General features: G+C 44.7%; 18 protein-coding genes. 4 read left to right on the top strand and 14 right to left on the bottom strand.

Features of this window, described 5'->3' with window-relative positions; genetic code table 11:
* Positions 1-33: 33 nt before the first annotated feature.
* From BSZ04_RS15535 to BSZ04_RS15525, 3 genes are all read right to left on the bottom strand, one after another.
* Positions 34-804, bottom strand: a complete 771-nt coding sequence (locus tag BSZ04_RS15535; RefSeq protein WP_088880770.1) for an alpha/beta fold hydrolase — start codon at positions 802-804, stop codon at positions 34-36.
* A gap of 109 nt (positions 805-913) precedes the next feature.
* Positions 914-1615 (bottom strand): helix-turn-helix transcriptional regulator, encoded by a 702-nt coding sequence (locus BSZ04_RS15530; protein ID WP_088880769.1) that lies wholly within the window; start codon positions 1613-1615, stop codon positions 914-916.
* Positions 1616-1850: 235 nt separating this feature from the next.
* Positions 1851-2447, bottom strand: a complete 597-nt coding sequence (locus tag BSZ04_RS15525; RefSeq protein WP_088880768.1) for a tyrosine-type recombinase/integrase — start codon at positions 2445-2447, stop codon at positions 1851-1853.
* Between the two features lie 407 nt (positions 2448-2854).
* On the opposite strand from BSZ04_RS15525, the gene BSZ04_RS15520 reads away from it, so the two are divergent.
* The gene (locus BSZ04_RS15520; protein ID WP_088880767.1) at positions 2855-3868 is read left to right on the top strand and encodes an alpha/beta hydrolase family protein; all 1014 of its coding nucleotides are present in this window, start codon (positions 2855-2857) and stop codon (positions 3866-3868) included.
* 20 nt (positions 3869-3888) lie between these two features.
* Here BSZ04_RS15520 and BSZ04_RS15515 read toward each other — a convergent pair whose 3' ends face one another.
* The 3 genes from BSZ04_RS15515 to BSZ04_RS15505 all read right to left on the bottom strand — a co-directional run bounded on the left by BSZ04_RS15515 (position 3889) and on the right by BSZ04_RS15505 (position 8024).
* Positions 3889-4959: a helix-turn-helix domain-containing protein gene (locus BSZ04_RS15515; RefSeq protein ID WP_080896250.1), complete on the bottom strand. Its 1071-nt coding sequence runs from the start codon at positions 4957-4959 to the stop codon at positions 3889-3891.
* Between the two features lie 268 nt (positions 4960-5227).
* The gene (locus BSZ04_RS15510; RefSeq protein WP_088880766.1) at positions 5228-6736 is read right to left on the bottom strand and encodes a DUF3360 domain-containing protein; all 1509 of its coding nucleotides are present in this window, start codon (positions 6734-6736) and stop codon (positions 5228-5230) included.
* 391 nt (positions 6737-7127) lie between these two features.
* Positions 7128-8024, bottom strand: coding sequence for an SDR family oxidoreductase (locus BSZ04_RS15505; RefSeq protein ID WP_088880765.1), 897 nt, complete (start codon positions 8022-8024; stop codon positions 7128-7130).
* Between the two features lie 188 nt (positions 8025-8212).
* Here BSZ04_RS15505 and BSZ04_RS15500 point away from each other — a divergent pair, with 188 nt between their 5' ends.
* Positions 8213-9097, top strand: coding sequence for a LysR family transcriptional regulator (locus BSZ04_RS15500; protein ID WP_088880764.1), 885 nt, complete (start codon positions 8213-8215; stop codon positions 9095-9097).
* A gap of 327 nt (positions 9098-9424) precedes the next feature.
* Positions 9425-10411: a cytochrome-c peroxidase gene (locus BSZ04_RS15495; protein ID WP_088880763.1), complete on the top strand. Its 987-nt coding sequence runs from the start codon at positions 9425-9427 to the stop codon at positions 10409-10411.
* Positions 10412-11062: 651 nt separating this feature from the next.
* Here BSZ04_RS15495 and BSZ04_RS15485 read toward each other — a convergent pair.
* The 7 genes from BSZ04_RS15485 to BSZ04_RS15455 all read right to left on the bottom strand — a co-directional run bounded on the left by BSZ04_RS15485 (position 11063) and on the right by BSZ04_RS15455 (position 19679).
* The gene (locus BSZ04_RS15485) at positions 11063-12487 is read right to left on the bottom strand and encodes an aspartate kinase (protein WP_088880762.1); all 1425 of its coding nucleotides are present in this window, start codon (positions 12485-12487) and stop codon (positions 11063-11065) included.
* Between the two features lie 88 nt (positions 12488-12575).
* Complete coding sequence (locus tag BSZ04_RS15480; protein ID WP_005393369.1) at positions 12576-12962, bottom strand: ectoine synthase; 387 nt, start codon at positions 12960-12962, stop codon at positions 12576-12578.
* Between the two features lie 13 nt (positions 12963-12975).
* Complete coding sequence (ectB, locus tag BSZ04_RS15475) at positions 12976-14241, bottom strand: diaminobutyrate--2-oxoglutarate transaminase (RefSeq protein WP_088880761.1); 1266 nt, start codon at positions 14239-14241, stop codon at positions 12976-12978.
* A gap of 33 nt (positions 14242-14274) precedes the next feature.
* Positions 14275-14808: a diaminobutyrate acetyltransferase gene (gene ectA / locus BSZ04_RS15470; protein ID WP_041853181.1), complete on the bottom strand. Its 534-nt coding sequence runs from the start codon at positions 14806-14808 to the stop codon at positions 14275-14277.
* Positions 14809-15151: 343 nt separating this feature from the next.
* Entirely contained in the window at positions 15152-16816 is a 1665-nt protein-coding gene (locus BSZ04_RS15465; protein WP_088880760.1) for a BCCT family transporter, read from the bottom strand.
* A 236-nt stretch (positions 16817-17052) separates the two neighbouring features.
* Positions 17053-17802, bottom strand: coding sequence for a 3'-5' exonuclease (locus BSZ04_RS15460; RefSeq protein ID WP_162531062.1), 750 nt, complete (start codon positions 17800-17802; stop codon positions 17053-17055).
* Positions 17799-19679 (bottom strand): DUF294 nucleotidyltransferase-like domain-containing protein, encoded by a 1881-nt coding sequence (locus BSZ04_RS15455; protein ID WP_088880759.1) that lies wholly within the window; start codon positions 19677-19679, stop codon positions 17799-17801. Before BSZ04_RS15455 ends, BSZ04_RS15460 begins: the two co-directional genes overlap by 4 nt.
* A gap of 373 nt (positions 19680-20052) precedes the next feature.
* On the opposite strand from BSZ04_RS15455, the gene BSZ04_RS15450 reads away from it, so the two are divergent.
* The gene (locus BSZ04_RS15450; protein WP_088880758.1) at positions 20053-21462 is read left to right on the top strand and encodes an MATE family efflux transporter; all 1410 of its coding nucleotides are present in this window, start codon (positions 20053-20055) and stop codon (positions 21460-21462) included.
* Between the two features lie 71 nt (positions 21463-21533).
* Here BSZ04_RS15450 and cysS read toward each other — a convergent pair whose 3' ends face one another.
* Positions 21534-22907, bottom strand: coding sequence for a cysteine--tRNA ligase (cysS, locus tag BSZ04_RS15445; RefSeq protein ID WP_088880757.1), 1374 nt, complete (start codon positions 22905-22907; stop codon positions 21534-21536).
* Between the last annotated feature and the right edge of the window lie 68 nt (positions 22908-22975).

The following is a 22975-nucleotide window of genomic DNA, read 5'->3' as shown; positions in this document are numbered from 1 at the left end:
TAGAGCACATATACTACGTGCCCTAGTGTGTTCTTAGAGTAAAAACTGTTTAATTACATTACAAACAAATTCTGGCTGATCCTTATGTGTCTCATGACCAGCGAATGGGACATTAGCAAACGATGAGTCTTTAAGTCGATTAACTAGCTCTAATGCTGCTGGAAGAGGGAAAAAGAAATCTTCATCACCACGTATCACCAGTACCTTGCCATCAATTTGATCAATCGTATTTTCGGGGTAGCCTGATGAGCTTGTATCCGTCCACATTCTAACAATTTCAGCGACGAGCGAATCAAAGTTCGGCTCTGGGTTTAGCTCGTTAAAAAGTCGATATGAATCTGGGAATTTCTCGCTCCAGCTCTGCCCTGTCACTCCCGAATAAATATTATAAATAGTCGAATTCGCTTCCAATTTGTAATCGGAGCCAATCGTTATCAGCTTATTGATAACTACTGAGTTTGATGTCATCAAACGATAGCCAACGACACCACCATCACTGAAGCCGAGAACTGCCGTCTCTTTAATCCCCAAATAGTTAAGCACAGCAATAACATCCTGCTCTAAGCGCTGATATGTTAGTTCGCTGCTGCCTAGCGTAGAACGACCATGACCGCGACTATCAATTCTAATTAATTGATAATCTTGTGATAGTGAAGGAGTAAGTACATCAAAATCTTCAATACTACCGACACCGCCATGGAGCATCACTAATGGAGCTTTGCTGCTATCTCCCACAATATCAAAATAAATTGTCACATCGTCGATTCGGATGCTTTCTTGACGTTCGATAGTCCAGTTGGTCATGAAGATACCTATACTTTGTTTTAATGATTGAAAAGAGTTACCAGTCCATTGAGAGGAAAGTAACTGTGCTACTGAAAATAAATATAAACAATATTAGTGACAGTTTTTGTCAGTAGCGAATTCCATTTTCATTAATTCCTTCTATTTGTTGCCATTTGTTCAATAACGCTTGCCGAGATGAAGGGTAATGCTCTGCTAAGGGAGACCATTTTGATATTCGATCTAGTCTAAAATTACGAAATGCTTTTCGTGTTTCACACCAAGCGACGAGAACATAATGATGCTGGAATAAACCAATAAGGATCGGCCATATCACTCGTGAACTGGTATTTTGCTTTCCATCTATGTATTCAATTGTCGTTTTGTATCGTTGTTCAATCGTCTCTCGAATACTAGATAGGTTTATTGTTAACTCAGGAACTTCAATGATAGAGGCTACTCGAATCACATCTTCATCATGTTTGATGCTATGATCCCTAGGTAATACGGCTGAGATCTTGGCAATCGCATTGTTACTGATATCGCTAAATTCACCATTTGCTTGTTTTGCAACCCAGTTAGCACCTAACAAAAGCACCTCAAGCTCTTCCTTTGTAAACATCAACGGCGGCAACGTAAAACTAGGCTTTAAAATATAGCCTAGTCCTGCTTCTCCCTCAATTTCTGCACCTTGGGATTGCAAGGTTGAAATATCACGATAGATGGTGCGAACACTGACACACAACTTCTGAGATAGATGCTCGGCTGATACTGGGTATTTATGGCAACGTAGAAGTTGAAGTAAATCAAGTAATCGCTGGCTTCTAGACATTCAATAACTCTGCGGTAAGTAAATTCATGAATGAGATTACAACATCCGTATACTAAACACTATTCTCTGACAATAGGAGAATGTAATGAATGAGTATATTTGATCATATGGTTAAGGTGCAGGTACAAGAAAAAGTAAGGCAAATTACTTAACCATAGCTTACTTGGTCATGCGACTCTAGCAAACAATGGGGCACAGGCTTTTCAGAGGAAAAGCCTGTAGCAGATCCCGCCTGTCAGCAGTCTGTTTTCTCAGATAGCCTCAAAGCATCTTCTAGCTCAACGCCAAGGTATCGAATTGTGTTATCTAGCTTCGAATGTCCAAGTAAGATCTGTACAGCCCTGATGTTTTTCGTTCTGGCATAGATTAAAGTGGCTTTAGTACGGCGCATGGAATGAGTGCCGTAATAGTCAGCATTCAATCCCAGTTTTTCAGCCCAGTTTCTGATAATTGAGCGATAGAATGAGTAGCTGATAGGTCGCCCTTTGCGGCGACAACTTGGAAATAAAAAGCTACTTGTATCTAGGGATGCAGAGTAAACCCACCGACTAATGCTCTGTTGTGTTCTCGGAGTAATCTCATAGTGTACATCTGTACCTGTTTTTTGCTGGGTGCATTGAACCCTCTCATAGATCACTCCTTGCGAAGAAACATCGTATACGTGCAGTTTTAGTAGATCACTCGCCCTCAACTTGCTATCAATGGCTAGGTTCAATAGTGCAAGTTGCATTAGGTCGTTTTCAAGCTCTAGCCTAGTTCTGATTCGCCAAATCTCTTCCAATTTGAATGGTCTTTTTATCCCGCTGCATTTTCCTGATGATAACTTTCTCATGTTGACCTCCTCTTAGGTATTATTGGTCAACATAAAGTCTGGTTATTGACTACAACTGTTGTAGCAGTTTCGATTACTGTCGTTCAGGGCGCGCAAGAGCGCCCATGGACAGAAATGAGTTTCGAAAGCTCCAATATTAAAGAATCATGAATAATTATCATTATGGAAATTAGCTTAACTCGGTGTACAGATTTGATGGTATAGGGCACTAGAAGTACAGAATTTTAATCAAGTAAAACCCAAACTTTGGGATGCAGCGTAAAGCGTCCTAGAGGCAGGTAACGAAAACCTAATAGCTAGATTGGGTCCTAAAATATGATTTAGGGCGTCCTAGATCGTGTTTTAGGTCTCGTAATATCGAGACTTATCACATATTAACTCCATTCACCTCAATTGGAGTTAACACCATGAAATGGAAACATTTATTGTTCTCATCTCTACTTTGCTTTTGCAGTTCAGCCATAGCTTCTAGCGTCGGATTCACTCAAGTGACCTTAACTGACAATCCAAATCGCAGGCTAAACACTGCCATTTGGTATCCCACAAGAGATACATCATACACAACCTTAATTGGAGATAACCCCGCGTTCATCGGTACACAAGTCATCAAAGACGCAAAAATCCAATCAGGTACTTTTCCAGTAATACTGCTATCACACGGTTACCGAGGAAACTGGCGTAATCAAAACTGGTTGGCGACCAAACTTGCGAGTCAAGGCTATATCGTAGCCGCCGTTGATCATCCGGGAACCACCTCTTTCGATCAATCCCCAAAGCAAGCAGCAAAATGGTGGGAAAGACCACAAGATGTATCACGTGTCCTGGACTACTTGTTATCCGAAGCCCCTTGGAAGCAGTCTGCTATCGCCGATAATGTTAGCGCAATTGGACATTCTTTAGGTGGTTGGACGGTGATGCAACTGGCGGGAGCGAAAATCGACAGGCAAACCTTTGAGGCAAATTGTCTTGTATACCCCAACCCACGTACTTGTGGGCTTGCTGAAGAGCTAGGGCTAGACAAAATCCAAGATGAAGAGCCTGACCAAAAAGACCTTTCAGACCCTCGGATTCGACGTGTGGTTAGCCTTGATCTAGGGCTTGCTCGCAGCTTTTCAGTCGACAGCTTAAATGACATTAAAGTGCCAACATTGATACTGGCAGCCGGGATAGATATAGGAGATATTCCTCAGGCATCAGAGTCTGGCTATATTGCTGAGCACATGCCACTGAAGTCAAGACGCTACAAAGTCTATGAGAAAGCAACCCATTTCAGCTTCATTCAAGGCTGTAAATCTGGTGCGGTATCCATGCTTAATAAGGAGGTGCCAGGCGATGGTATTATTTGTAAAGATGGCGTTGCTACATCTCGCGACCAGTTACATCAATTGTTCGTCAATGACATCGTTAGCTTTCTGAATTGATAAACAAAAAGCAAACATACTCAATCTAACACTTGTGGCGAACTTCGAAACTCACTCGGAGTTTGCCCTGTTATCCTTAAAAACTCCCTATTGAAGTTAGACTTGGTCTGAAAGCCTGAACTTAGGAAGATCTCTGTTATCACTTCATCAGTTTGCTTCAAAAGAGTCTTAGCGTGCTCAATTCGATAGGCGTTAATCACCTTAGAAATGTTCTGTTGGTGAGTTTGATTAACCGCAGACGATATCTTACGAGCAGGAATGCCTAGCTTTCGTGCCAAGCGATTGAGAGACAGATCAGGATCTTTAAATAATTGATGATCACTCATTAATGCATCGAACTTAGCCATGATCTGTTCGGTTTCTTCAGTTTGGTCGTCATCTAAACTGCTAGCTAGTGTGGTCGATGTGCCGACCTCTTCTAAAGAGCGTTGTGACATGGAAGATAAAGCCTGCAGCCGCTTGGGTTTTTCTTGGACAGGCGTACTAATACTGACCACTATTACGGCAGACACAACGGCAGGAATAAAGACAAGATAGCTAATCGACAAGATCAGACTGGTGTGTTGCGCATTCAACAGCAAGATATCGTAAGAGAGCATACCATCAACCAAAGCCGAGAATAGCAGCATTGCACCTGCAACTCTTTCAGCAACCAACACTTTCGATACATCAGTTAGCCGCACTTGTTCTGGAATGCTGCACGACGACTTCAAAAGCAAACCACCATATCCGAGATAAAGCAAGATCAGCAATACATCAAGGGTTCCCGCCCAGAGATGCGTATAAAAATGTGAGCCAACTAAAACAGAAATCGGGCCTAGCCAATGCAAATGTGTACTAGATTGACTTCGATGAGCACCTGAAAAGCACAGCCAAGCCGCCACAGGAACACTGGCACTGAGAATGGGTTGTAGGAAGCGAAAAAACGCAATATCAAACGTCCATCGCAGGCCCACTACCGTAACCATTAACGCGCAAAGAATGACAAACCAGAATGGCTTTTGGCTAGTATGCCGGTACCGGTACCGAAGCACGATACCAGTCATGAGTAACAATAGCGCTGCAACAAATGGTAAGGGAATAGCAAGCATCAAAAGTACATTTAAATTAGAGAAAAGATCACTTTGAATTCACGTCAAGCACTGCATTAGTGAAATAACTGAACGGACGAGTAATACATATTGAATATCAATCTTCAGTAAAATAACTTTTTATAGGGCAAATGTACATTAACAGAGTGTGAATGACTTTTTACTCTAAATTGAAAAGGGGCAAAAACGGTTTAGCTCCAAAGAACTAAACCGTTTCTATCAGGTTAGAAAAAGGTTCTTCAAACCCTAAATCGTAGCATGGGCCTATCTAACGAAAACTTGGAATAATCGCTGGAATCCCCGGTAGTAGGCCAACCAACGCCATTACACTCGTTAGCACAACAAACATAATGCCAGGCAATACCCAACGACTCATTTTGCTCAGCTCCCCACTACGTTCTTTACAGCCGACTAAGCCTAAGTTATCTAACAGCATGGTGAGAGACCAGCCAAATGCAGGGTTAACGAGCGCAGAAGAAAATACAACAATCGCCGCCGATTGCGTGGTTTTCCCTTCACGCGTCATTTCCATTCCTGCTTCTAACAAAGGAACAAATACACCAACGATTAGTGCAACACAAAGTACAGGTTGCCAGATCGCTAAGTCCATTGGGTAGCCCCAAACAGCAGCGATGATACAAAACAGAGCCGTCAGCAAAGCACCCGCAGGAATCGGGCGTTTAGCAATTGCTGCTGGCACGATGTAAGTCCCCCATGAAGAGGTAAAGTTAGTGCCACCAAGAAGAGAACCAAACGTCTGACGAATAGAAGCAGTGGTCATCGTATCGTCGATATTCATGTGTACTTTTTCGGTACGTTTCGGGTAGCTGATTTTTTGAAAGACCTGATGTCCTAAGAAGTCTGGTGACCACATAGCCACTGCTAAAATAGCAAACGGCAATACCACCATGAAATGCTCAATCGTCGGTAAGCCTAGCATCCAACCTGTGTCTTCTCCCCACCAATACATAGGGTTCATATTGGGTAAACCGGGCTCGGTTTGAAAAGAAAACGGCGCGCCCATGGCAAAAGCTAACGTACCGCCTAGCAGGCAACTAAGAGGGACTGCTAACCAACGTTTACGAAAATGTTCCAACAATGCATATAAAATAATGGTGCAAAAGATCACGACAAAAGCGATGTGACTCATCCCTATTCCCTCTGCCCAAGCGAACAGCTTTTTGACTTGAGAGACGGTTCCAACAAAGCCAAGGTAGAGTAATAGACCACCACACACGCCTTTACTGGTGAGATTTGCCAACATGCTGCCACCTTTACTGATGGCTAACAGTATTCCAAAAGCGCCAATCAGCAGACCAAAGGCCATTGGGTGCCCACCTGCTGCAACGACGATAGGAATTAATGGGATGAGTGGACCGTGTGTACCCGCGAGGTTTGCGGTCGGCAATAGAAAGCCTGAGAAAAGAATAATGAAAACAGAGGCGATAAGTAGTTCATAACGTACATTTTCTAAAATAAAGCCTTCATTCAACCCTAGCGCTCCGGCAAAGGTTGCTGCAATGGCACCCACCATAACGACTTTACCAATGGTAGCGGCCATCGCTGGAATGGTGTCTTCTACCTCAAATCGATAATCTTTAAACGGCAAATTGGGACGCCAACGTTTAGGCGCCATGATTTGCAACTCGTGCTCTAAATATTGTTCTCGGGACTCAAACTCCGAGCTAGGTTTATGTTGTTGTTCATAAGTGAGTTCATCCTCACCGGCTTTAGGCTTATCTGTTCCAATATGTACGGACTCTAAAGTGCTGCTCATTGTGATTCCTTTCGTTCACACTCTAAGGTGTGTTTTTCCAACCAACGTTGTTTACTCACTAAACGAAGATTAAGCGAGTCGTTGTCTATAAATTCTCTGCTACGAGAACTCGATGACTGATCTTTATGAACTCTTAAAATTCAGTTGCTAGTACCTTATACCAAACGAAAAAATACAAATAGTCTCAGGCAGTTAGACATTAGTCGTAGGCTACGACTAGCAACATGAGCTTTGTTACGGAAATCGGAGGAGCTTGCCTCAGGCCTATAACGAAAGCGAATGGATGGTACTGACGGAAAGCGTAGAGTCTGGAGAAAGCTACAGAGGACAACTTTCCCACTCCAAACAAAAAAAGGGACTCACATGAGTCCCTCTTCTAGTTCAATTTATCTTAGACGTTCGCTAGCTTCTGTAGCTCTGCTTTATTCTCCTCAAGCCACGCATCAAAGCTTTGCGGTTGTTTACCAGTAAGTTTTTCAAACGCTTCACTCGTGCCATCTGAATAGTTTCCGCGGTTGTGCTTGTCCATTGTGACGCACAACTCTACGATTGGTGCAGGCAGTTCAAACGACTCAAGCTTCGCTTGGTAATCCTCATCAGATAAGTCCACCATAGTAATCGATGTACCCAGTACTTTATCTATCACTTTCGCCATTTCTGCGTGTGTCATAGATTGCGCGCCGTTCATTGGCAAGATCACTTTTCCTTGTGCTGGTTTTACTAAAGCAGACGCCGCAGCAAAAGCCAGATCTTTACGTGACAGTTGAGCCGAGCGACCTTCTGCTGCCGACGTCAACCAATAACCGGATTGCAGAATGCTGGCAAAGTACTCGGCCAAGTTTTCAAAATACCAGTTGTTGCGCGTGATGGTGGCATTAGGGATGCTGCTTTGTTTAATCGCATTTTCGGTAGCTTCGTGCTCATGAGCAAACATCACTGGCGAGCTTTCTGCTGAAGGCATGGATGTGTAGGCAATATGGTTCACTCCTACTTTTTCGGCTGCCGATACCGCATTCAAGTGTGCTTGAGTACGAGGGCCAGAAGCGTCAATGCTGATCAATAGCATGCTGTCTGCGCCTTGGAATGCTTTCTCTAGTGACTCTGGGCTAGAAAAATCTGCTTCGCGAACATCCACACCTTGGCTTGCTAACGCTTGTAGTTTATCTGCGTTACGAGTGGTCACAATCAATTGGCTTGGTTGAACATTTAGGTCTTCAAGCAATGCTTTTACTACTTGTGAACCTAGTTTACCTGATGCGCCTGTTACTAGAATTTTGCGATCTGACATGATGGTTTCTCCATTCAATTCTTACATTATTTCTTTCTGAATAAGGCGGAAATGACCAAGCTGTTTTGGCTTCCCGCTGTCGATGGAGACACTATATCGTTTGATGATTGATAGATAATTAGCCTTTGATTAAACTAATTGTTCATTCTGACTAAACAATAATGAATAGCTTTTGGAAAGTAATCGGTATGATCTCACTCGATGACATGATGGTCTTTGCTAAAGTGGCAGAGAAACAATCCTTTACTCAAGCAGCGGACGATCTTGATATTGGCAAGGCACGCGTCTCGCAGATCGTCTCTAAGCTCGAGCAAGCGCTGAATACTCGTCTGTTGCATCGCACCACTCGCTCGCTTTCGTTGACTGACGCTGGGTTACGTTACTACGAGAAATGCAAACTGATTGGTGATATCGCCTCAGAAGCGAATGCAGAAACACAAGATGCCAATCAAATCCCAAGCGGGACGATTCGAATCTCCACACCCAGCTCCGCGATGGTGGATATATTGAGTGAGTTCTTACACCTCTATCCGGAAATCAAACTCGATATTATCGAGAGCGACAGCTACAGCAACCTGATTGAATCTCGTTGTGATATCGCACTACGTGCCTCCTCCGCCCTTGAAGATTCGAGTTTATACGCGGTTAAGCTTGGCTATTTCCGAGATATGCTTTGTGCGACGCCAATCTATCTAAGCAAGGTCAAAACGGTATCCACACCCGAAGATCTTTTAGCTCTGGATTGGATTAGCCACCATATCGTTCACGGTGATAAGCAGCTTACGATGACCAATAGCAAAGGTCAGGTGACACGTTTAATTCACAGTCCAAAAGTGCAAGTGAGAACCGCTGCGACAGTCAAAGAATTTGTTTTGAATCATCTTGGGTTTGCCATCATGCCAAGCTTTATGATGAAGGAAGAATTAGCACGGGGAGATCTTGTCCGTATCCTACCTAATGTGCACGATTTAGAGATCCCAATTTATGCGGTGTACCAAGAGAAAGCCCTGATGCCGTTACGAGTACGAACACTGATTGAGTTCTTAAGACAAAAGACTGATGCGTTTCAGTAATACAATGTCTCGCAAAGGGAAATATTGTTAACACCGTCACACTGAGAGGTTTGAAGAATCCAATTGCATAATTGACCTAAGTCAACGAACCATTCGTTTATATTCTTTGCATAGTTGTAAACAAAAAGTGATCAGCTCCTTGGGAGGCAAGCAAAATCAAATCGTGCAAACTTTGTTCGCTTTTAACATCGTTTTTTGCCATAAAAACCATCGATTTTTTGCATTTTATAGATAAAAACGATTGCTATACCGTGACTTCCAGAGCGTACCAATAAGAAGTACGCCGCCCTAGTGAGAGTGAAAAAATCACTTAAAAAGGAAGTTATTATGAAAACTCTTATAGCAGTGAGCGTCTTGTCAGTCCTATCTTTCGGTGCTTATGCAGAGCGCCAATCCGCAGAGCCCATCAAGGTGATTGAACCGGTTGCTGGGCTTGACGCGAAAAAGGTAGAACTGGGTAAAACGTTGTGGTTTGAACCTCGATTATCCGCCTCCAACACCATTTCTTGTAACTCTTGCCATAACATCGCAAAAGGTGGCGTCGATAACCTACCAAGCTCCATAGGTCATAAATGGGCGATTGGTCCTATCAACTCACCAACGGTGTTTAACTCGGATTTGAACTTTGTTCAGTTCTGGAATGGACGGGCCAAAGATTTGCAAGAACAGGCAGCAGGTCCAATCGAGAACCCACTCGAAATGGCCTTTAGCCACCAGCTTGCGATCGACACACTTAAGTCAATCCCTCAATACCGCGAGTGGTTTCAACAAGCCTATGGCAGTGAGACGATCACCATTGATAACGTGACTGACGCGATTGCAACATTTGAACAGACTCTGCGCACGCCAAACGCACCGTTCGATCTTTGGTTGAAAGGCGACGACAACGCGCTAACCACAGCGCAAGTCGAGGGTTATAACCTATTTAAAGCCAAAGGTTGTACTGCGTGTCACAGTGGCCCATTAGCTGGTGGTCAAATGTACCAAAAGATGGGCTTAGTAAAGCCGTTTGCAACAGACAACCCAGATGTGGGACGCAAGGCGATCACGGGTAATGATTTCGATAAATTTGTGTTTAAAGTACCAACACTGCGTAATGTCGAACTCACCTACCCGTACTTCCACGATGGCTCGGTTTGGGATTTAGAAGAAGCCGTAGCAATGATGGCTGACCTTCAACTTGGCCAGAAGCTAACGAAAGAGGAATCTGGAAAAATCACTGAGTTCTTACGTTCATTAACTGGTGACCAACCAGAGGTAACATTGCCTCATCTACCACCATCAACTAACGAGACGGCACGTCCAAATATCTAACTCGGTCGTTCATGAATAACAAAGGAGCCATGGTTGGCTCCTTTGCTGCTTATCAAGCCGCTTTAACACAGCTTCATCTATTGAATATATGACTTTTTCAGTCTCAGCCTCTTGCTGTTATTCCGAGCAATGGCATACCACTCCATATGCACTAACCCAGCTTTTATTAAGAAATACAATGTAATTGAATTTTTTGGACGAGCTTACAGTAAGATATTGATTAGTAGAGTTAAGTGAGAGATCTAAGGATAGATCAAGATGGGATTCAAAACCGTTCAAACACAATCACATTATATCGATGGCATACTCGTAACAGCAGAATACCACCGCCTGTCGACAAGATTTACCTTGCGAATTGGAGAAGAGATCCTCTATTCAAAACGGCTTTTTATTATCGCGTTTAGAAACGCTCCAATTACCGTTAACAACCAGTGTTATCGTGTTAGGGTCATTTGGTGCTTAATTTGGCGAGCAAGGTTAACGAAAGACGACACAGTGGTGATAGAAGAACTGATTGATAAACGCCGCTCTAAGTCATTATTTACTCTTGTATTCTCCACTATCATGCGAAGTTTAAAATATGTATTCAGCTAAGCAGTTTCAAATAGCGATTAACCGCATTTGAAACTGCATTATCATTAGGCAAGCCGATTAAGCAACATTCACCGACTTATTTGCATTGTTGTCTTGTTCAAAGAACTCTTCATGTAGCGCACAAATCGCTTCCTTATACTCGTCATCACTCACAACAAACTGTACGTTAACGTTTCTCATTGATGAATGGAGAGCAATGGGTGTCACGTCGCGATTCATCAGTGCAAAAACACCTTTGGCTAACGTTTTATTGGTATCGATTTGGGAGCCGATTGCAGAGATAAGAGCCACCATGAGCCCAGTGTTCGAGGCTTGCGGATAGCGCTTTTCTACTTTGTATCGCACTTTGTTTAGGCTATCGACACTGCCACCTAGATAATACGTTATTGAATTCGCATTCATCTCTTTACCGATAAGATTGACGCGCGCATCGGCAATGATTTCCATCAGTTCGTAACTGACATTGTCCACTTTTCCAACCATGGTTTGATCAAACAAGTGCAGCGCAAATACCTTCTGTTTTCCTGCGATAATTTCAATCCGGTTACTCTCAGGACGATAATCCGCAGAGATTAGAGTGCCTTTGTGCTCAGGTTCAAAGGTATTTTTGATCTGCAATTCAATACCACTTTCTCGTAAACCCGCCGCTGCATTGGGGTGAATCGCTTCCATACCAAGATTAGCCAATTGATCGGCAACATCGTAATTCGTAAATCCGATCGGATTAACACTGTCGACTCCCACGACTCTTGGGTCGGCAGAGCTTAAGTGATATTCCTTATGAATTATCGCTAAATCGGCTTTGGCTGTTGCGGCAATTCGGCTAAAGGTCATTTCGCTGTAACCACGATCATAAGTGTGCATTAGTCCTTCTTTGCAGTACGCATAACCCGTCACGATTGGCAACTCTTGAGTCACATCGATCTCTTCAAACGCTTCACGTATCGTCTCATCTAAACTGCGAGGTTGTTGATTATCCCAACCAGAAAGGTCGACAAATTTAGCGTTGATTCCCATATTTTTGAGCTTTAAGGCGGTGTTATAAGCGCTATGAGCTTCACCAATTGAAGAGAGAAACTCGCGGATCTGTGGCAAATAGTGACGCAGAGAAAACTGCCCATATTGACAAGTTTCTAGGATGTTGGTGACACATGTTTTTGCTTCCGCAATTCGGGAACGAATGAACTTATCCGCTCTCATTCTATTCATCGGATCTGCAAAAATGTGTTCATTAGTGAGTAGCATGCGGCTTTCTACGTAGGCTAAAGTGTCTTGCCACGCTTCATCTCGCTTAGCGATAAGCTGATAGACACCGGGTTTACTGGTCTTTTTGCATTCCAATAGAGCGTCTGTCATTCCGCCATAAGCAGAAACAACAAAAATACGGTTATATGGGTTTTGTGGGCGAAGGAGGATGTTGTCGAGCACAGCATCAAACGCTGTCATCGAAGTACCGCCGATCTTTTCTACGGTAAATGTCATGAAGGGGCCTTAATGATTGGTCATTTGAAAGAAAGGAAAAAAGAAAGGGGTGAACCTTCACCCCGTTTCAAATATTTGAAGAGATTGACTAGTCTACCAAGGGATAAACACCATTCTCATCATGCACTTCCGCACCGGTGATCGGCGGGTTGAACACGCACGCCATGACCATTTCTTTATTTTTGTAGGCGCGTAGGTAGTGCTCGTCATGCTTGTCTAGGATATACAGCGTACCCGGTTTGATTGGGTAAGTTTCACCGCCAACGACTTCAATTTCCCCTTCTCCACTCATGCAGAATACCGACTCAAGATGGTTCTGATAATGAATGTGTGTTTCGGTGCCTTCGTATATCGTCGTGATATGGAATGAGAAGCCCATGTTGTCATCTTTCAATAACATACGGACACTTTCCCAGTTATCAGACACAACACGTCTTTCGCTATTGCGACACTCGTCGAGTGTTCTAACGATCATAATTCTTTCCTTGCTATGATGCTTGTTTGAAATGTTTACTTGCGATGGCTTCGACCGAGCCCTCGAAGATATTAAGCCCTTGAGTGAGTTCAGCTTCAGAAATGGTCAATGGGCAAAAGAACTTCACCACTTCATCATTTGGTCCGGCTGTTTCAATCACCATGCCATTGTCGAAACAGGTTTTTGCAATAGCTCCTGAAATCTCGTCATTCTTACACTCAATACCGATCATCATGCCGCGACCTTTACTCTGAACAAACAGCTCAGGGAATCGTTGAACGGAGCGTTGAATGACTTCTTCAACCATGTTTGAACAGCGCTTAATGTGCAGCTCAAAGCGGTCGTTTGACCAGTATGTTTCAAGTGCTTTAGCTGCTGTGACAAACGCGTGATTATTGCCACGGAATGTGCCGTTATGTTCGCCCGGTTTCCATTTATCCAACTCAGGTTTTAGCAAAACAATTGCCATTGGCAGACCATAACCGCCGATGGATTTCGACAGCGTTACCATATCTGGTTTAATGCCCGACGGTTCAAAGCTAAAGAAAGTGCCTGTGCGGCCGCAGCCTGCTTGAATATCGTCAACAATCAATAAGATATCGTGAGCCTTGCACAGCTTACTGAGTCTTTGCAGCCACTCGTTAGAGGCCACATTCAAACCGCCCTCGCCCTGCACGGTTTCAAGTAGAACCGCCGCGGGCTTATCCATGCCTGCCGAGTTGTCAATCAGCATGGTTTCAAACAATTTTAAACCATCAATGCCTGCATAACCTTCAAATGGAATTCGCGTGACATTGTTTAAGCTCGATCCCGCGCCTTGGCGATGGTGTTGATTACCCGTTGCTGCAAGTGCGCCTGCAGTACAGCCATGAAAACCGTTGGTGAAAGCAACAATGCTGCTACGACCCGTTACTTTTTTTGCCAACTTGATTGCAGCTTCTACGGCATTGGTTCCCGTTGGGCCTGTGAATTGCACTTTGTAGTCCAGCGCTCTTGGTTGGAGAATGTACTGATTTAACGCTTCAAGAAAGGCGGCTTTGGCTTCTGAATGCATGTCCAAGCCGTGTGTAATGCCATCCATTTCAATGTACTCAAGCAGTGCTTGCTTAAATACTGGGTTGTTATGGCCGTAATTGAGAGATCCCGCTCCAGCAAGAAAGTCGAGGTAACGTTCACCTTGCTCTGTTTCTAACCAGCAACCTTTCGCGCTACGAAAAACGACCGGAAAACTGTTTGAGTATGAACGTACATTGGATTCCTGCTTTTTAAAAATATCCATGATAAGACCGTTATTTGATTCCTATTGGTGGGTTTATTTGAGAGGGATACGATACAAATATTCCGTATCGTGTTTGCCTTTAAAGTGTTTGTCTTCGTCCAAGAAGGTACTCACTTCGCCAGCATTGCCATTTTGCGCATCGAGCTTTTTAAATAGCGCCCAAGACGCGTCGTTTGACTTGGTGATCGTGGTTTCAATAGCGTTGATACTCTCGAGGCCTTCTCGGTCGAGTAAGTTACTGAGCATTTTGAAAGCCAGCCCGTTACCTCTAAATCTTGGCGCTACGGCGACTTGCCAAATGAATAACACGTTAGTCTCACCAGGCTTCTGGTAACCAGAGATGAAACCGGCAATCTCGCCTTTGTGCTCAACTAAAACACAGGTTTTGCTGAAATGGCTAGATTGAAGGAAATTACAATATGAAGAGTTCATATCGAGCGGAGGACAATCTGCGATCAAACCATAAATATCGTCGCCATCAGACACGACAGGTTCACGAAAAATCCATTTTTTGCTTGGGTCTTCTCCAATCTCTGGATACATCACCCAAGGGGCTGAGGTAATCATGTGTAGATACATATCCTTCGTACACTAATTAAATTTCCTTTTTATTATGCACACTGATAGTGCATAAAAATCAAACAAAGCCGCTCTTAATACCTTCTTTTTTGATCTATGTCGCATTAAGGCCAAATGAGCATGACTTTAAAAATAGTTTGAGCTCTAATTTATTTATAGGGTAAAAAATTAATCGAAGCCAAATGAGCAAAACATCGTCAGTTTCGCACTGAGGAATTGTTTCGAGCAGGAAGAGAATGGCAGCCGATTGATGACTAAAGATGAAGAATTAAGATAAGAAAACGGCACACCGAAGCATGCCGTTTTTTCGTTGTTACGAAGAAAGCTTAAATTACGCTTTCGCTTTCTTCATTGATTTTGATGTTGGGCGAGGCTCATCCATCAAACCTTTCACTAGAGATACCGTTGCAACCAACAATACGATAGTGAATGGCAGACCAGTTGTTACCGCCATCGCTTGTGCAGCCGCGAGACCACCACCAAGCATTAGCGCAATTGCAACTAAGCCTTCAAATGTACACCAGAATACACGTTGAGGTGTTGGTGCATCTACTTTACCACCCGCGGCAATCGTATCGATCACAAGCGAGCCAGAGTCCGCAGAAGTGATGAAGAACACCACAACCAGAATAATACCTACGATAGAGGTGATTTGAGACAGTGGCATCACATCTAGCATCGCGAACAGCTTAAGTGGAAGCTCTGCGTCAAATACCGCCTGGTAACCATCGTTCACGTATTGGCTGATCGCCGTACCACCAAATGCCGTCATCCATAATACACACACGGTTGATGGGATCAGGATAACACACACGATGAACTCACGAACTGAGCGGCCACGAGATACACGCGCAATAAACATACCGACGAATGGTGACCATGAAATCCACCACGCCCAGTAGAACGCCGTCCAACCTTGTGAGTAGTTCACGTCTTCACGGCCGAATGGCATTGAAAGCGCTGGAACATTCGCAAGGTAGGACATGATGTTCTCGAAGAAACCAGTCATGATAGCGACTGTCGGGCCCACGATGATCACGAACAATAGCAATAGTGCCGCTAAGCCCATGTTGATTTCAGACAGACGTTTTACACCGCTATCCAAGCCAGCGACTACTGAGATCAAAGCAAGTGCTGTGATGATTACGATAAGCACAACTTGCGTTGTCTCTGTCATCGGAATACCGAACAGGAAGTTTAGACCTGTAGCTGCTTGTGATGCGCCGTAACCAAGAGAAGTCGCAAGACCAAATACCGTCGCGACTACCGCTAAGATATCAATAATGTGACCAACCCAACCCCAAACTCGCTCGCCAAAAAGAGGATAGAAAATAGAACGCATCGTTAGAGGCAAGCCCTTGTTGAACGAGAAGATCGCCAAGCCAAGTGCCAATAGTGCGTAGATTGACCATGGGTGAAGTGCCCAGTGGTAAATCGTTGCTGCCATACCCAGTGCAGATGCCGCTGATGTATCCCCTTCTGCTGCGCCTAGTGGAGCCCAGTCAGTACGAACACCATTCTCAACATTCACGCCACCAAGTGCAGCACTGAAGTGAGACATAGGCTCAGATACGCCGAAGAATACCAGACCGATACCCATACCAGCAGCAAATAGCATCGCTAACCAGCCTGCATAAGTGTAGTCCGGTGTTGCTTCTGTACCGCCGATACGAACGCGACCAAGTGGCGTTACGATCAGGATCAAACACACCACGACAAACACGTTGCCTGCAGATAGGAATAACCAATCAAGGTTTGACACTAACCAACCACGCAAACCCGCAAAGAAAGGTTCTACTTGTTGTCTGAATGTCAGTGTTAACACTACGAACAGGATGATCGACATACCTGAAATAGCAAACACGCGGTTGTGAATATCAAGTCCAAAAGGACCTACTTTTAACGCGACGTTATCCTGACCAATCTGGTAATCAGTATCGATCGGGTTCACCTTACCGTCGGGGCGTTGTATACCGCCATTGTTGTCGGTGCTCACGATTTATCTCCTTAAAAACGTGGCTATATTTAAGTTCAAATTAAGCTTGATGTAGGAAGCCGAGTGATGACTTTCTTGTGTCACTTGCTGCAAAGCTTATGTGCGATCGTTGTGTCGCTTTTAGAAGGGTTGCTCTACTTTATAATTTTACCTTCAACCGTCCTGATATCGCATTGCATTTTGTTATCAGGACGACCAATAAAATTTGTCACCAATGCATTAGCGAGACTAATAACTCACTGCCAAATCACAGACAACGGCATGTCACCGTCAAAGTGGTATTGCAACTGCGCCTGTAACAACTCAGCGGTAGCAAGAGCATCGGTCAGCGCATGGTGTGGCTGATAAGCAGGCAAATGGTAACGCTCACGCGCATGGCCGAGTCGCACTGAGCCTGGCTTTTTACCTTTGAGCTTGTTCAACCAACCCCCACACTCTCGACGTTGAATCGCATATTCGATGTCCAACGTATCAACGACTGGAAATTGAATCCCCTCACCCACGCTGTTTAACAACGCGTTATTGAAGAATTGACGCTCGATGTTCTTGTAGTGCACCACCACAATCTTTCCGGCTAACTCATCAAGAATGGCATCTAGAATTTGCTCAAGTTGCGGTGCATTCTTCACTTCGGAATCGGTAATGCCGTGGATCACCACCGATTCTTCATTCAGTTCTCGATTTGGATTTACCACCCAATGGCGAGATCCGCTGCACTGCACTCGCCCTAGCGTAAATGGCACCAAACCTATGGTGAGAATGGCGTCTTCCTCGGCGTTTAAACCCGTGGTCTCAAAATCGACGGAGACAAACGGTACCTCTTTTAATGGCGTATCACCATTCACAATAGGCGTAGAGTAATAGCGTTTTAATCGAGTATCGTTCGCTTGCTCGGCAAGTTGCTTGAAGTAGATCGGCCAATCGGGTGTCTGGCTGGTATCAAGCAAATCGCGACTGTCTTGCTTTTGTTTCGAAAACCACATCATTTGCCACTTCTCTGATAACGGAACTTAATGTAGTTCTGCGCGTTGCTGAGGATTTGGAATGCGGCTTTTAAGTTACGGCGTTCAAACTCCGACATTTCTTCTGGCTCGATGTTGTTATCCGGCTCTTCCCCGTTTTCGATATCCAGCGCTTGATGTCGGATTCGCACCATGTAGATCAACTCCATCGCATCTTTTAAGTCCATGCCGCGCCCCTTCGGTAAGATGCCCGCGTTGTTGATGTCATCCAAACGTTCAAACGAGTTTTGCGAACGAGAGCCAATCGCCAAAGCGTGCACACGAATCAGATCCGCCATTGGTGCGGTACCGCGACGCTTCAAGTTTATGGAATTGCGATGACGACCGTCTTTCTCCATCACGAAGTCTTTAAAGAACCCAAGTGGCGGCGTGCGACGAATCGCGTTGTAAGCCATACAAGCTAAGAAGCGGCTATTCTTCTTGGCACGGCGGACAATGAATCCACTCAACTGCTCTGCCCATTTTACGCGTCCATGTACACCAAGTAAGTCGAAGAATATATTGCTGTGCAGAAGTCGCTCTGGCGTTGGATCATCAATCCAATTCGCAAAGCACTCTTCCCATTCGGAGCGCGTTTTACGCCACTCTGGGTTAGTCGCCATGATGTCGCCAGTACAGTAGGTGTAACCGCACTCCGCTAACCCATCACAAATGAACTTCGCAAACTGAGCAAAGTACTCACCATGCAGTGCTGGTTCGTAACTGTTGTCTAGAATCAGCGCGTTGTCTTGGTCTGTGACGATAAGCTGTTCATCACGCGCCATGGAGCCCATCGCCAACAAACAATACGGGATGGGCGCAGGACCTAATTCTTGTTCTGCTAACTCTGCCAATCGTTGTTTGAAGCTGCTGCCAATCACCGACATAGCACGCCCTACCATGTGGGCATTTGCATCTTCACTCACCATTCGCACAAAGCAGTCTTTCACCTGTTTAGAAACCGCTTTGAGATCTTCTACCGAATTTTGTTGGAAAATAGAGCTCACAAGCAACAAGCTGTTTTGCGATTCATAACGGACGATATCCGTCATGCTAATTACACCGATTGGCTTTTTGTCTTTAAGAATAGGCAGATGATGGACGTTGTAACGTAGCATTGTCAGCATGGCTTCAAACACGTAAGCACTGTAATCGAGCGATACAACGTCGTAGCTCATCACTTCACTTACAGGAATATCACTGTCTCTACCTTCAGCTAACACGCGAACGCACAGATCTTTCTCGGTCAAAATACCAAGCAGTTGGTCATCGTCGTCTTCGGTAATGTCTTCTTGCGCGCGGACAATCAAAAGCGCAGTAACGCCCTCTTCCGCCATCAAGATCGCCGCTTCACGCACCGTTGCACTGGCTTCAAGTGTCACTGGCTCACGGCTTAAGATCTTGCGCGCTTTCGCAGTAGTAAAGTCATTCCCATCTGACTGGTTTGATACCGCGGTACGCAGCCTGGCGCTGTCTTCCAATTCCATGAAATCAGCAAAGTTCTCAAACTCGTCACATAGCTCAGTGAAGATCTTCTCTGGAATGCAGTAAACCAAGGTGTCTTCGATCGCTTTAGCTGGCATGCGAACACGATTGTTCATCAACAACCCCATTTGTCCAAACAAGCCACCAGCGTCGATACGGTTGTACAATTCGCCTTTGCGGCGGAAGATTTCCACCACACCACTACGGATCATGTACAAATCACGAATGTCATCGCCTTTCTTGAGAATGTCTGTCCCTGCGCGGTAATACGCGACTTCAGCATTCATTGCGATGTTTCTCAGGTGCTCTTCCGGTAAGTCATCAAAAGGTGGGTATTGGCTAATGAAATTGAGTACTTCTAATTGCTCGGCTTCCATTGTTTATTCCATGCATTGCCTAAACTAAGGCGATAAATATCACCAAGAAAATAATCACACAATAAATAAATCGAGACGTCAGATAAAAAGATTTGTAACCATCGAAAAGCGGAATAATGACTGATTATTATTGAAACGAGCGAGTCTAAAACCACTTGTTTTCATCTAAAAATGAGCAGTAAAAAACGCAATGCATTCACAGAGAAAATGAATCTTTAAAAAACTCAAAGCAATCGTTTTCTTGTGATCTAAATTACATATTGAACGCAAGAGTAAAAATCCGTATATTGCGCCTGCCTACGCGGCACACCCTACAATGCACAACGCTATCCTGCTTCCACTGGTGCATTGATATTGGTGTTTAACTACATCCATGCAAAACACACCTTCCTCTTTTTCTCGCTTTTTTAAAGAATCGGGCGCTTTGTTACACCTATCGATCCCTATCATTCTGATGCAACTTGCCACTCAGTCGATGGGCTTTATCGATACCACAATGGCAGGCCAAGTGAGTGCTGCCGACCTCGCTGCGATCGCACTTGGCACCAGTTTATGGCTACCCGTTTCGCTATTGCTTCGCGGCATCATCATGGCATTAACACCTGTCGTGGCTTACCACCGTGGCGCACAAAGTTTGGATAACGTGCGTATCGCGTTTATTCAGATGCTTTGGTTGTCTGCGTTCGTTAGCGCAATTTTGATTGTTTACTTACTGCTTGGTGAAAGTATTCTGGTTGGCTTAGGCGTTGCGCCTGAGATCATTCCTATCGCGAGTGATTATGTTGTTGCGTTGGCATTTGGTGTTCCAGGCATTGCGCTTTTCTACACTTTGAATGGCTTTTGCGAAGGGATGAACAACACGCGCGCACCGATGCTGATTTCTGTGATTGGTTTGTTGGTAAACATCCCTGTTAACTACATTCTGATTTACGGCAAATTCGGCATGCCTGCTCTGGGTGCGGTTGGCTGTGGCTGGGCAACGAGCTTGGTTTACTGGCTGATGTCTGCCCTACTGTTTAGCTACATCAAACGCCATCATCACTACAAAAACATTCTGCACTTCGCTGAGCTAAAGCCGATATGGCAAGAGATCAAACAACTCTTCAAACTCGGTATGCCGATTGGTTTGAACATTGCGGTTTGTGGCAGCATCTTCGCGGTTATTGCCCTATTGATTGGTCGTATTGGTGCAGAAAACGTTGCTGCGGCGCAGATTGCACTGAACATTTCTAGCATGACGTACATGATCCCAATGAGCCTTTCATTTGGTATCACGATTCGCGTTGGTCATGCATTGGGTGAACAAAAGCTTGAGACAGCTTCTCACCGTAGTTTGGTTGGCATTATTACCGCTGCGCTACTGTCGTTGGTTTCAGTCGGCTTCTTCTTGCTGTTCCCTGAGTGGATCATTCGTTTGTACACCACAGATCCTGTGGTTTCAGCAACAGCGGCGACTCTGCTGATGTTTACTGCGATGTACCAATTCAGCGATGCACTACAGACGTCTGCAAACGGCGCTCTGCGTGGCTACAAAGATACTAAGATCCCGATGATTCTGGCGATTCTAGCCTACTGGGGCTTGGCGCTTCCACTGGGTATGTTGCTGGGTATCACGGATGAAATCGTTCCTGCAATGGGCGAAGAAGGCTTCTGGATTGGTATCGTAACCGGGTTAACCACCGCAGCAATTGCAATGCTGATTCGCTTGACGCTGGTGATTAAGAAGTATAATCAAACCGCAGAAGTGAATACGGCTTCACAGCCTGAGTTAGCGATTCAATAACGACGAGAGCGTTTATCGTTTTCAATTAGAAACGCTCACTATCGTAGTGAGCCTTTCTGTTTTCTGGCTTGCTAACCTTGTTTGCTCACCGTTGAGCTATTGCCGGCATCGTTGATTCTATAGCCGAGCTCGGCGACTTGCTGGCGGATTTCGTCAGCGTGTTGGTATTCCTTCTGCTTTTTCATTTGCAAACGCAACTCTACCAATTCCAAGATCTCGCTAGGGATTTCCTCTTCTTCTACTTTATCAAGCTCCAAACCAAACACACGGTCAAAATAGCGCGCCGTTGCCTTTTTATCTGCATCGTTTAATGCACTTCCAAGCAACTCCCACATCAAAGCGATCGCTTGTGGCATGGCTAAATCGTTGTTGATGAGTGACATAAAACGCTCAACAAACGTTTGGTCAACTTTGCCACCTTCTGGTAATGCCGATACTTTCGCTTTCAGGCGCTTCAAAGCCGTTTGTGCCGCGTCCAAGCTCTCCCAAGTAAAGCTCAAATGACTGCGATAATGACTGGTTAGCACCAGGTAACGGTAAACTAAAGGGTCATAGCCTTTCTCTATTAACGCCTCAAGACGAAGTGACGTACCGGATTTGGAGATCTTCTCTTTATTAAGTTGAAGGAAGAAGCCATGCAGCCAATAATTCGCTTGTACTTGCCCATTCTTTGCTTGGCATTGGGCAATTTCGTTGGTGTGGTGAACTGGAATATGGTCTTCCCCACCAACATGAATATCGAACACTTCCCCAAGGTACTTCTCTGCCATCGCAGAACATTCGATGTGCCACCCCGGAAAGCCAACTCCCCAAGGGCTTTCCCATTCCATTTGTCTTTGTGTGTCGCCGCTAAACTTCCAGAGTGCGAAATCAGTTGGACTCTTTTTCTCTGCCATTTCGACACGAATGCCCGCTTCTAACCCCTCGCGGTCCAATTTGGCAAGTTTTCCATAATCCGGAAGCTTCGCTGAATCAAAATAAACGCCATCAGAGGTTTGATAGGTGAAGCCCTTTTGTTCAAGCTCTAGGACGAATTCAATCTGTTCTTGAATGTGCTCAGTAGCGCGACAAATGATGGAAGGCTTGACGATATTCAAGCGATTAAGGTCATCCAAAAACGCGTCTTCAAAGTACTTTGCGATTTCCCACGCAGACTTGTTCTGTTTTCTCGCGCCCTTTTCCATTTTATCTTCACCGGTATCGGCGTCAGACACCAAGTGGCCAACATCCGTGATGTTCATAACGTGGTTTATGTCGTAGCCGTTGAGCTCTAACGTGCGCCTTAGCACATCAACATAAAGGTAGGTTCTCAAGTTCCCTGCATGCGCATAGTCGTACACCGTCGGACCACATGCGTACAAACCAACTTTACCTGATTCGATGGTATGGAACGGCTCAAGGGTGCGCCCCATTGTATTAAAGAGTTGTAATTTCGGCTGGCTCATATTGTTATTCCTTTAAATGCAAAAAGGCCGCGGATGAAAACATCTGCGGCCTTTGGTATGTCTTTATG

This window comes from Vibrio rotiferianus (assembly GCF_002214395.1).
Lineage (GTDB): Bacteria > Pseudomonadota > Gammaproteobacteria > Enterobacterales > Vibrionaceae > Vibrio > Vibrio rotiferianus.
The sequence above is the reverse complement of the archived record's forward strand: the minus strand, read 5'-3'. Positions and strand labels throughout refer to the sequence as shown.

Excerpts from the sequence above, each read along its gene's own strand:
- BSZ04_RS15510 (WP_088880766.1), bottom strand. The coding sequence starts at position 6,736 with ATGAGCAGCACTTTAGAGTCCGTACATATTGGAACAGATAAGCCTAAA.
- ectA (WP_041853181.1), bottom strand. The coding sequence starts at position 14,808 with ATGATTACCTCAGCCCCTTGGGTGATGTATCCAGAGATTGGAGAAGAC.
- BSZ04_RS15450 (WP_088880758.1), top strand. The coding sequence starts at position 20,053 with ATGCAAAACACACCTTCCTCTTTTTCTCGCTTTTTTAAAGAATCGGGC.
- BSZ04_RS15500 (WP_088880764.1), top strand. The coding sequence starts at position 8,213 with ATGATCTCACTCGATGACATGATGGTCTTTGCTAAAGTGGCAGAGAAA.
- BSZ04_RS15480 (WP_005393369.1), bottom strand. The coding sequence starts at position 12,962 with ATGATCGTTAGAACACTCGACGAGTGTCGCAATAGCGAAAGACGTGTT.
- BSZ04_RS15460 (WP_162531062.1), bottom strand. The coding sequence starts at position 17,802 with ATGATGTGGTTTTCGAAACAAAAGCAAGACAGTCGCGATTTGCTTGAT.
- BSZ04_RS15505 (WP_088880765.1), bottom strand. The coding sequence starts at position 8,024 with ATGTCAGATCGCAAAATTCTAGTAACAGGCGCATCAGGTAAACTAGGT.
- BSZ04_RS15485 (WP_088880762.1), bottom strand. The coding sequence starts at position 12,487 with ATGACATTTACCGTAGAAAAGATCGGCGGTACTTCGATGACAGCGTTT.
- BSZ04_RS15520 (WP_088880767.1), top strand. The coding sequence starts at position 2,855 with ATGAAATGGAAACATTTATTGTTCTCATCTCTACTTTGCTTTTGCAGT.
- BSZ04_RS15525 (WP_088880768.1), bottom strand. The coding sequence starts at position 2,447 with ATGAGAAAGTTATCATCAGGAAAATGCAGCGGGATAAAAAGACCATTC.
- BSZ04_RS15535 (WP_088880770.1), bottom strand. The coding sequence starts at position 804 with ATGACCAACTGGACTATCGAACGTCAAGAAAGCATCCGAATCGACGAT.
- ectB (WP_088880761.1), bottom strand. The coding sequence starts at position 14,241 with ATGGATATTTTTAAAAAGCAGGAATCCAATGTACGTTCATACTCAAAC.
- BSZ04_RS15455 (WP_088880759.1), bottom strand. The coding sequence starts at position 19,679 with ATGGAAGCCGAGCAATTAGAAGTACTCAATTTCATTAGCCAATACCCA.
- BSZ04_RS15515 (WP_080896250.1), bottom strand. The coding sequence starts at position 4,959 with ATGCTTGCTATTCCCTTACCATTTGTTGCAGCGCTATTGTTACTCATG.
- BSZ04_RS15530 (WP_088880769.1), bottom strand. The coding sequence starts at position 1,615 with ATGTCTAGAAGCCAGCGATTACTTGATTTACTTCAACTTCTACGTTGC.
- BSZ04_RS15495 (WP_088880763.1), top strand. The coding sequence starts at position 9,425 with ATGAAAACTCTTATAGCAGTGAGCGTCTTGTCAGTCCTATCTTTCGGT.
- cysS (WP_088880757.1), bottom strand. The coding sequence starts at position 22,907 with ATGAGCCAGCCGAAATTACAACTCTTTAATACAATGGGGCGCACCCTT.